General features: G+C 45.8%; 9 protein-coding genes and 1 pseudogene. 2 read left to right on the top strand and 8 right to left on the bottom strand.

Annotated elements, in window-relative coordinates; translation table 11 throughout:
• From Q0369_RS01695 to Q0369_RS01670, 6 genes are all read right to left on the bottom strand, one after another.
• Window positions 1-347: pyrimidine dimer DNA glycosylase/endonuclease V (locus Q0369_RS01695; protein WP_298095124.1), on the bottom strand; the 347-nt coding region annotated here is incomplete at its 3' end.
• A 142-nt stretch (window positions 348-489) separates the two neighbouring features.
• Window positions 490-1,602: an alanine racemase gene (locus Q0369_RS01690; RefSeq protein ID WP_298095121.1), complete on the bottom strand. Its 1,113-nt coding sequence runs from the start codon at window positions 1,600-1,602 to the stop codon at window positions 490-492.
• A gap of 734 nt (window positions 1,603-2,336) precedes the next feature.
• Window positions 2,337-3,050 carry a vWA domain-containing protein gene (locus Q0369_RS01685; protein ID WP_298095118.1) on the bottom strand — a complete coding sequence of 238 codons (714 nt, stop codon included), beginning with the start codon at window positions 3,048-3,050 and terminating at the stop codon, window positions 2,337-2,339.
• A 323-nt stretch (window positions 3,051-3,373) separates the two neighbouring features.
• Window positions 3,374-4,267, bottom strand: a complete 894-nt coding sequence (locus tag Q0369_RS01680) for a DMT family transporter (protein ID WP_298095109.1) — start codon at window positions 4,265-4,267, stop codon at window positions 3,374-3,376.
• A 357-nt stretch (window positions 4,268-4,624) separates the two neighbouring features.
• Window positions 4,625-5,347, bottom strand: a complete 723-nt coding sequence (locus tag Q0369_RS01675; protein ID WP_298095106.1) for a hypothetical protein — start codon at window positions 5,345-5,347, stop codon at window positions 4,625-4,627.
• A 44-nt stretch (window positions 5,348-5,391) separates the two neighbouring features.
• Window positions 5,392-6,081, bottom strand: a complete 690-nt coding sequence (locus Q0369_RS01670; RefSeq protein WP_298095103.1) for a hypothetical protein — start codon at window positions 6,079-6,081, stop codon at window positions 5,392-5,394.
• 352 nt (window positions 6,082-6,433) lie between these two features.
• Between Q0369_RS01670 and Q0369_RS01665 the strand changes: the two genes are divergently transcribed.
• On the top strand, window positions 6,434-7,594 hold the full coding sequence (locus Q0369_RS01665; RefSeq protein ID WP_298095100.1) for a PepSY domain-containing protein: 1,161 nt from the start codon (window positions 6,434-6,436) through the stop codon (window positions 7,592-7,594).
• Window positions 7,595-7,800: 206 nt separating this feature from the next.
• Here Q0369_RS01665 and Q0369_RS01660 read toward each other — a convergent pair whose 3' ends face one another.
• Window positions 7,801-8,814, bottom strand: coding sequence for a hypothetical protein (locus Q0369_RS01660; protein WP_298095096.1), 1,014 nt, complete (start codon window positions 8,812-8,814; stop codon window positions 7,801-7,803).
• 180 nt (window positions 8,815-8,994) lie between these two features.
• On the opposite strand from Q0369_RS01660, the gene Q0369_RS01655 reads away from it, so the two are divergent.
• Complete coding sequence (locus Q0369_RS01655; protein WP_298095093.1) at window positions 8,995-9,117, top strand: hypothetical protein; 123 nt, start codon at window positions 8,995-8,997, stop codon at window positions 9,115-9,117.
• Window positions 9,118-9,119: 2 nt separating this feature from the next.
• On the opposite strand, the pseudogene Q0369_RS01650 reads toward Q0369_RS01655, so the two are convergent.
• Window positions 9,120-9,231 (bottom strand): annotated as a pseudogene (locus tag Q0369_RS01650) (threonine/serine exporter); the annotation flags it as partial.

Genomic DNA, 9,231 nt, shown 5'->3' with positions numbered 1-9,231 from the left:
TAAGCCTTGATATCGCGTGATTTTAGCTTCTCTTGCAAAAAGGCGAATTCATACTCTATCTGTCCGCGAGTGACGGCTATTTTGGCTAAATTTCGCTCGTCAAATTCGCCTACTTTTGCCGCGTCAAATTTATAGCCGCGAGCGCAGGCCTGCGCATAAACCTCCGCCAGATACGCATTTATCGCCTCACACGCGTTTTCATGCGCGTAAAAGCGGTCAAGCTGCGGGTGATTTTTGTAGCCTTTAGTTAGCCCCGCCAGCACGTTTTTAGCTAGCAGCGCCTCGCGCCAAAGTGCGACTAGCCCCTTTGCGTCGAGATATTTAAAGTTTATCGTCCAAAGCCTCATTTTCGCCTTTCGTTAAATTTCGTTGTCAAATTCGGCGCGCTTTGTGCCGCAGCCTGAGCGGCGATAAATTCGCGTCTTGAATTTGGCCGCGCCCTAGATTAGAGGCTAAATTTTATCTCGCCGCACCTTTAAATTTGCCCGCTCATTGCAGTTTGCCCCTGCATAGCACAGCGATCTTTTCTATGACCTCGCCGCCGCTAACGAGGTAGGCGAACTCGTGTAAATTTACGACGGGGCAGATGTGGTTCGGATAAATTTCAAGCCGATCGCCCACGCGCACGGCGTCTCGCAGCGCTCTGTCGTAGATGATCGCATGCTCGTCGTAAACGCCCTTTATCCACACGTCCGTGCCCTTTATCTTTATGCGTCCGAGCCCGGGCGTTGCCGTAAAGCCCTCGGTGCGCCTTTGCTGCGTGAGCCCCTTGGCGCCGACGTCGGTGATGATGCGATCCGCCGTAGGTCTGCTGATGACGGTCGTAAGGATGCTTGCGGCGTTCATTGAATAATCGCCGTACGCCTGCGCCTGTGAGGCGTCCATAAAGATATATGTGCCCGGGCGGATCTCGGTGACGCCCTTTAAAATTTCAAAATCGTTGATGAGCGAGGGCGTCGAGCCGATACTAACGACGCGTGCGGGCAGAGCTAGCTCGCGCGCGATATCCGCAAACTCCAGCGTGCGGCGCTGCGCGGCTAGGTGGATGCGCTCGCATTCGCTTTTATCAGCGGCCTTGTAGGAGTGGCCGTCGTGGGAGAATACGCCGCGGAATTCTATATTTTTGCAGCCTTTTAGAAATTTTATAAACGCCGCGAAATCTTGCTTTTCTATAAAGCCCGAGCGGTTTTCGCCCACTTCGATCTCGGCAAGCACGCAGGCCTTCGTGCCGCTGCGCTCAAAGGCGCGCTCTATCAGGCCCGCCTGCTCTATGCTATCTGCGCCGAAGCTTAAGTTTACCCCCGCGCGCAAAAGCGCGATGATGCGCTGAAATTTCAGCTCACCCACGATCTCGTTTGCGATAAATATATCTTTTAGCCCGTTTGCCGCCATGATCTCGGCCTCGCCCGTTTTGGCGACCGTGATGCCCGCAGCGCCGAGGCTTTCTTGCAGCTTCGCGAAATAGGGCATTTTGTGCGTTTTAGTGTGTGGGCGCAGGCTCACGCCTGCGGCGTCTGTGTAGCTTTGCATCTTTTGCAGGTTGCGAAGCACGATTTCGCGATCAATCAGTAGCGCCGGCGTGTCGATCTCTGATACCCTCATAAGCTTCCTCCTAGTTAAATTTACGAAATTTTAATTCAGCCGCGCTTATTGGCTGAGCCCGTTTTGCGGCGGCGAAATTTTAAAATTTAGCGCCGCTTGCGAAAGGCGGAATTTAGCTATCACTTGCGAAAGGCAAAATTTATGCGCTTCTCACAAAATATGGAATTTGCGCGCCGTAAATTTAGCTTTCTCTGCGAAATGCGGTTTGCTCGCTGCAAATTCGGCGCCCTTCGCGAAGCGTCTGAATTTAGACTAGAAAATTTTGTTTACGCGTATTAAATTAAATTTAGCCTCGCTTGCAAAATTGCAAAATTAGCGCATCAAATTTAATGATGCCTGCGCGAAGCGTTTAAATTTAGCGAGCAAATTTGCGTTTCCGCGCCGCACAAAGCAGCGCCGGTAAAAGCAATACCGCGCGGCGCATGAAAAAGTCAAAATAAAATTTTAAAATGTGCCGAGTAAAAATCAATACGCGCGCCGTACCGCTAAGCTCACGGAGTTTTCGGCTTCACTTAGCGCCGTTTTTTCCTCGTGCGCCTATTTTTCTTGCGGCACATATTCGCGTTAAATTTTTCGGCAAGCGACCCGGCGCACTATCTGTTTCCGTGCCGCCGCCCATGTTTTACTAAAGCTTATTTTGCGCTACCGTCTGTGTTTTTGCGCTGAATATTTAGCGCAAAAGCTCGTTTTAACGGCGGCGCTTCATTTTCTAGCGCGCATTGCTTTGTGCTTTGCTATTTTTTGTCCTGAAGCACCTTGTCGCGCCATTTCGAGTTGGCTTTGTTATCGGTCGCTACGTCCTTGGATACCTCAGCCGCCGCTTCGAAATTTTTACTCACGCCCTCTTTGGAATTCTCGTATTTTAGGGCATTTTCGCTTTTAATGCCGATGCTTTGTGCTTCGCTCGCGGCGTCGATATTAGCGCCTAAAAAGATAAATTCCCAGTCGTATTTTTCCTGCTTGTCGCTAATCATCTTTTTGATCTGCGCTTTGGAGTATTCGCGGCTCGAGTTTTCCTGCCCGTCGGTGATGATGACGAAAAGCACGCGATTGTTTTTGGCATAGATGTCTGGTACCCGCTCGATACGTGCTATCGTGCTGCCGACGGCGTCAAGTAGCGCGGTGTTGCCACCGGCGTAGTACTCCTTGGACGTTAGATTTTCGACCTTCGCAAGCGGCGTGCGGTCGTGGATGACATTAAATTTCGTATCGAAAAGCACGGTCGTGACGCTCGCGTCGATGCCCTCTTTGCGCTCCTTTTCTATCATCGAGTTAAATCCGCCGATCGTATCGCTCTCAAGCCCGCTCATCGAGCCCGATTTATCTAAGATCAGCACCAATTCTAGGTGATTTACGCCGTCTTTATGATTGGGCGGTGTGGCGAGCTCTACGCTTTTGGCAAACAATATGCCCGCAAGCGCGGCAACAAGAAGGATGATTTTTTTCATAGGGGCTCCTTTGTTAAAATTTTGTTATTTTACTATTGTATCGCTTAAGCAATGAAATTTTATCGCTAAAGCTTCGCCGCACGCCCCTGCTACGTAAATTTTAATACGAAATTTTGTCGTGGAATTTTAACGTATCTTTGCGCACGGCGCCGCAAAATTCCACGCGATATAGAATTATGCGCGGCGCAGAATTTCACCGCGAAATTTTAAGGCACAGAATTTTATGCGATATGGAATTTCGCGTGCAAATTTATGCAGCGTGGAATTTTACGACGCAAAATTCCACGTGGCGTGGAATTTATGGAATTTACGCCGCCGCAAAATCAAGCGCCTGCGGATCTGCTCCGTTTTGCGCTGAGGTAGCTTCCGATCTCGCTTATTAAGACGCCTGCGAGGATGAGCGCCGCGCCTAAAATTTGCATCGCGCTCAGCCTCTCTCCGCCCACGAATACCCCCATGATGCCCGCCGTTACGGGCTCTAGCGTGAAAAACAGAGCGGTTTTGACGGGCGTTGTGTATTTTTGCATCAAGGCTTGCGCGAAAAAGCCAAAAACCGTTCCCAGCAGGCAGATCACCGCCATCGCGACGAAAAAGCTTCGGTCCATCACCGGCACGATGCTGACCCTTTCAAAAAAGATCGTCGCGAAGCAGCAAAGCGCGCTTAGGCAGAGGATCTGTACGTAGGCGATGCCCGCTACGTCGCAGCTTTGCACGAAGCGGTTGGTCAGCACGATGTGAAACGAATACGCGCACGCGCAGACTAGCGCCAGCGCTTCACCCTTGCCGAGGCCTAGCTGCGTGTCGCCGATGAGATAGAGCCCAGCGATCGCAAGCGCGATGCCAGCGTAGGCGTAGGAGTAAATTTTGTGCCTAAACAGCGCCGCGGCGATGAAGGGCACGAGTGCGACGTTTAGACCGATGATGAACGCCACGGAGGAGCTTTGCGCAAATTTAAAGGCGAAGGTCTGCGACGTAAAACCTGCGAATAAAAACAGGCTAAGCACCGCGCCGTGCTTGATCTCGCGCGAAGTTATGGTCTTGAGCTTCGGGAAAAATATCGCGCCTGCGATGATACTCGCGGCGAAAAAGCGCCAAAATAGCAGCACGAAGACGTTGTTGCTCGCAAGCGCCTGCGATGTGGGCAGATACCCGAGCCCAAAAGCGATCGCCACGAAGAGCATTCCGACGTCGGCTCTGAATTCCGAACTTTTATTCATCTGTGTCCTTTTTGAAAATTTAAAGTCGTAATTTTACGAAATTTTAGGTAAAAAATAGGCTAAATTTTGACGATTTTGACGGAGCGGTTTGGAATTTTGGTTTTTTAAGATCGCGAGTTAAATTTTAAGCGCCCGGCTCGTCTTTTTAGGCTTGCTTTGGATTCGTCTTTTTGGGCTTACGGGCGCTTGCGTTGGGCTCATTTTTTTTGGGCTTGCGCGCACTTGTTCGCGCACTTGTTGCCGCCGTTTCGCTACGCGCAAATTTTACGGCTACTACTCGCGCGATCACTACGCCGCCTTGCTACGGCTTGTCATAAATTTTCATAGCTATTGCTCGCGCGTGGCTAAATTTAAAATTTAATCGCCCGCTCCCTCTTTGTCGTTTTTTAGAATTTCTATGTTTGCGCGCTCATTCGCGCCTTTTAAGCTTATAGTTTTTTTGAGCGCGGATTTGAGGGGAGCCTTCGCCTCTTTTGATTTTATCATCTTATAGCTCCTCTTTCTTATCTCTGCTTCGATAAATTTTATATCTTGCTGTGCGTATGGGAATGAGAGCGTGAAATTTTTGCCACTTTGCCCGTCTTTTATTTTTAAAATCGGCATCTCGCCCCTCATCCCTTTTTCCATAAGGGCATTTTCTATATCGATCTTTGTGCTAAATTTAAACGGCAAACATTCCCATTCTCTCCTTATACTGCGGCTGTCTATGATGATCCCTTTTTCGGTTAATAGCCATAGCGATATAAGTATCAAAACAATGCCCATAGCGATCACGAGTGCGGTCTCATCGCCACTTCTGTGCAAGAAGCCGTCTATACATAAAGGATCGCTTGTGTCAAAGCATGTAACTTTACCTTTACCTTTTATCCTTTTTATCCAGGGCTCGTCAAACGCCACTATCGATCCCCAAGATAAAAGAAATATGACGAGCGTAAATTTGGATACAGGATTAGGCGATATGAGCCAGACGCCCTTTTGCATGGTTTTATAAGAAGCACTACTTTTAAACAGAAAGCTTTTTAAACCACAAAATACAAATAGCACTACATTTGCAAAAAGTACAAAATACAAAAGCCTCATGCGGCTCCTTTCACTTCGGATATTTTACGACGATATATTTAAATTTAGGCGTTTTGCTCGGCTGCTTCGGCTTTTGAAATTTCAGCTAGCTTTTCTAATATAAAATTTTGCAAAAAATCTATATCCTTTTGTGCATACAAATATCCCGCCCCGAATTTAACGCCGCTAATTTTGCCTCGTATGCTGATTATTTTTACGCCTCTTATAAACCATGTGGCGTAGTTCATCTCGTCAAAGTATATCTTTTCCGTATGCCTAAACGGCAGAACCTCCCATTCTTTGCAGATGCCGCTTTTATCTATTCTAATTCCTTTTTGAATTAGCACGACAAAAGAAAAAATTATGGCGCAGACAGATATGATTTTGCCGAGTATTAGCCTGGGTTTGCTTATTTGCAGATATCCGTCTATGCATCTGGGATCGCCTTCTTCAAAGCATCTTAAATTTATGCCTGCCGCTTTGTACTCTTGCGAGCAAATTTTATCGTGGGTGTAAAAGCAGGGTATCGGATTGCCATTGTGTTTTGCTACGTGCGAGCTGGATAGAGTGACTACGCCGAAGCTTAGGAATATTATAAACATCTGCATTTTTAAAAGCGGATCGGTGGAGATAAACAGAGTTCCGTGATCTACGGTTTTGAATGATCTGTTTTTATCAAGCAATGAAACAAGAAGGCAAAAGCCTATCGTAACATAAAGGATTATCGTAGCAAACTCGACTATACTTTGCGACATAATAATGACCTTGTTTCTTTTGGATTACGCAAGCTCGCGTCTTTGGCAATTTTAGCGCAAAATTTCTAAATTTACGAGATTCTAAGCGCGTTTTTTATAAATCGCGCTTAGAATTTTACCTCACCGGCGTCATCTTGCCGCGCGAAAGGCGGATTAAATTTTGGCTTTGAGATCCTAAAGTGCGCGGTTTATGACGTTGCGCGAGGTACCTAGGCGCTCTTGTGATATCATAACACGCCTTAAAATTTCGCGGTCTAAATCTTAATGATAATTATCTAAATATTTAAAATCGCACAATATAATTGCGAACCTCAATCAAATAAAAATTAAATTTATCTCGCAAGGATCTACAATGAGCTCGTTTTTGAAGCGTAATAAAATTTTGTTTAACGTCCATCTTATTTTATCGATCGTTTTTTCTATCCCGCTGCTTGTCATGGGCGTTACGGGCGCGATTTTGTCGTATCAGCACGAGCTTGAGGCGCTAATAAACGCGGGCTCTAAAAAGGTCGAAAAGACGGGCGAAATGCAAAGCGTGGAGAAAATTTTAAAAAGCTTTAGCGAGCAAACGGGCGTTAAGCAGCCCGTAAGCCTCGTCGTGCCCAAAAGCGATGACGAAGCCTTCGTCGTTTACGCAAATAGAAATGATGCGTATCTGATCGATCCGTACACCGCGCAGATCATCGGCAAGGATCGCGGCACGGGCTTTGTGCTAACGGTGATGTCTCTGCACCGAAATTTGGGTTTAGCGCTAAGCGGCAACAAAACTGCAGGCGAGGTCGGTAAACAGATCGTAGGCGCGAGTGTCGTGGCGATGATACTTCTCGTAATAAGCGGCGTCTGGCTGCATTTCCCAAGGCTTAGGCGCAAATTTATCGAAGCTATAAAGCCAAATTTTAAACTCAAAAAATACGCTCTTTTTTATAACCTACACACGAGCCTAGGCTCGCTAAGTGCAGTGATTTACCTGCTTATCTGCTTAACCGGGCTTAACTGGTCGTATAGCTGGTATAACGATGCCGTGATGAAGCTTTTCGTAAGTTCGCAAAATTTGCCGCAAGCTAGCGCACCTAAAGCCGCCACTTCTAAAGATCACGCCGCTGCACCTGCTAAAGAGGAGGGCAAAAAGCCCGCTACGTATAAATTTAGCGACGCGCAGAGGGCTTATGAGATATTCAGATCAAGTGGCATAGAGTATAAAGAATTTACCCTAATGCTCGCAGCCGGAGATAAGATGAGCATCAGATACTACGAGCCTGATGCGCCTGCCACTGCGCGTCCAAAAGGCGTGAGTGTGAAGCTAAAGGAGGGCAAGGTCGCGGAGCAGAAGCAAACGGACGGTATCACCGTGGGCGAGTTTAAAGACGCGAACTATCAGCTTCACACGGGCTATTTTTTTGGGCTCGCGGGTAAAATTTTATGGTCGCTCGTTTCGCTTTGTATGGCGCTTTTTATCTTTAGTGGCTTTTATATGACGGTAAAAAGGGCGTTTAAGTCAGAAAAGCTCGGCTAAATTTTACTTTGGCGATAGAGGTGCGACGAGCGGCGCAAGAGAGCCGAATACCTATGAAGCATTGAGATAAAATTTGCCGAAGCGGATCGAGAAAAGCCCTGATTTAACGATATTTGAGACATTCTAAAATTATCGCGGATTAAGTCTTAAGGCTATATTGCTCGTGCATTTTACTATAGCTCACTTTTAAATTTTGCGATCTCGGCTTAATGGGTTCGGATAGACATAATTTTATTTAGCTTCGTTTCATTCGCCTGAGCAAAACAAGCTTTGTCGATTCTGCCTTTTTGAAAATCTTGGTCTAATTTCGTTTTTAAACGTTTAAAAATTTCCTCTTTTGAGCCGATACTGATTAATTTGTAGATCTCTTTTTCATCAGTTAAAATTTTATTCCTATCGCTATTTCTATCAATGGCGATAATATTAATTTTATCCCCGAAATGCTCTTTTAGCTTTTTTAAGCCATCCGGCAAGTTGCCTTGGATGCTAGACATAACTTCAATACTCCCGCCGCGCCCATATTCGTTAAAGCGCTTAAAAGTATTGTCTAAAGCCTTTTCGGGCTTTATATGCACTGCAGCAATTGTAACGTCTAATTTCTTTTGCAAGCATTGCTCTATTTTTGGGATAGTCGGCGCCGGGTTTGCCAACTGCCCTTCAAAAATAAGTTTAACTTTATCATTGGTCATAAAATTTTTAACCGAGGTTGTTTTTCCGGCTCCAGGAATTCCGGTGATAAAAATTGCTTTGGTTTTATTAGGTTCATCGCGCTTCAGAACCTCTTCAAACTGCGTCGCCGCCAAAACAGCGGAGGAATTATGTATCGCGTCATTTACTAGAGCCCTATTTTCTTTTGCTTCAAAGCAAGGAAAAAGTTCTTTGAATGTATCGGAACAAATATAACGACCACCTGTGGTATTAGGGTGCTCATTATATTCTTTTAAAAAATCCTCCAAAGAATTTTCAGCAAGGACAATCGCTTCGTCTTGAATTTTTATCAATTCGGCATTAGAGCTGAAATCAATCTTTTTTATTGCGCTTACTAACTTTGATTGGCTATTTCTTATACCTGCTTGTCGTATTCTTTCAATACTCTTTTTTGGAGCACCGCGATAAAGTTGCTTTTCTATTTTCTTGCGATATTCGGCGTTGTTTTCCATTCGCGTCAAATGATCGCTCACGCCCTGCCACATTTTCATATCTTCTTCTGTTAAAGCCATTTCAAGTCCTTTCTAAGAAATTTGTAGTATTTTAATACATTCTAATTATAGCATTTATCTTTCTTATAATTATGCAACAAATGTGTCTTGGGTCGCAGAAATACGCTTTTGAGTTATATGGGATATTACTACGATGAAAAAGAGAAAACAATAAAACAAATATTGGATAAGGAGCGATAAATGGTGGATATAACTAAATTTTACTTTCGCAGAAAGGGCGATAAATTTATAAAATTTTATCTCGCTAGCGAAGATGATAAATTTAAATTTACCCGCCGCGCCTGCTTAAAATTTCTTGCTTAGCGCTATTTTCCCCTTGCGCCGCGAGTGATCATCAAGGACTGCTCGTAGAAAATCAGCAACGTTATTGAAACGCCCGTGCCGAGCGCCAGCGAGATCGAGACCGTGGCGAGGGCG

The sequence above is a fragment of the uncultured Campylobacter sp. genome (genome assembly GCF_938030685.1).
Classification (GTDB): Bacteria; Campylobacterota; Campylobacteria; order Campylobacterales; family Campylobacteraceae; genus Campylobacter_B.
The sequence above is the reverse complement of the archived record's forward strand: the minus strand, read 5'-3'. Positions and strand labels throughout refer to the sequence as shown.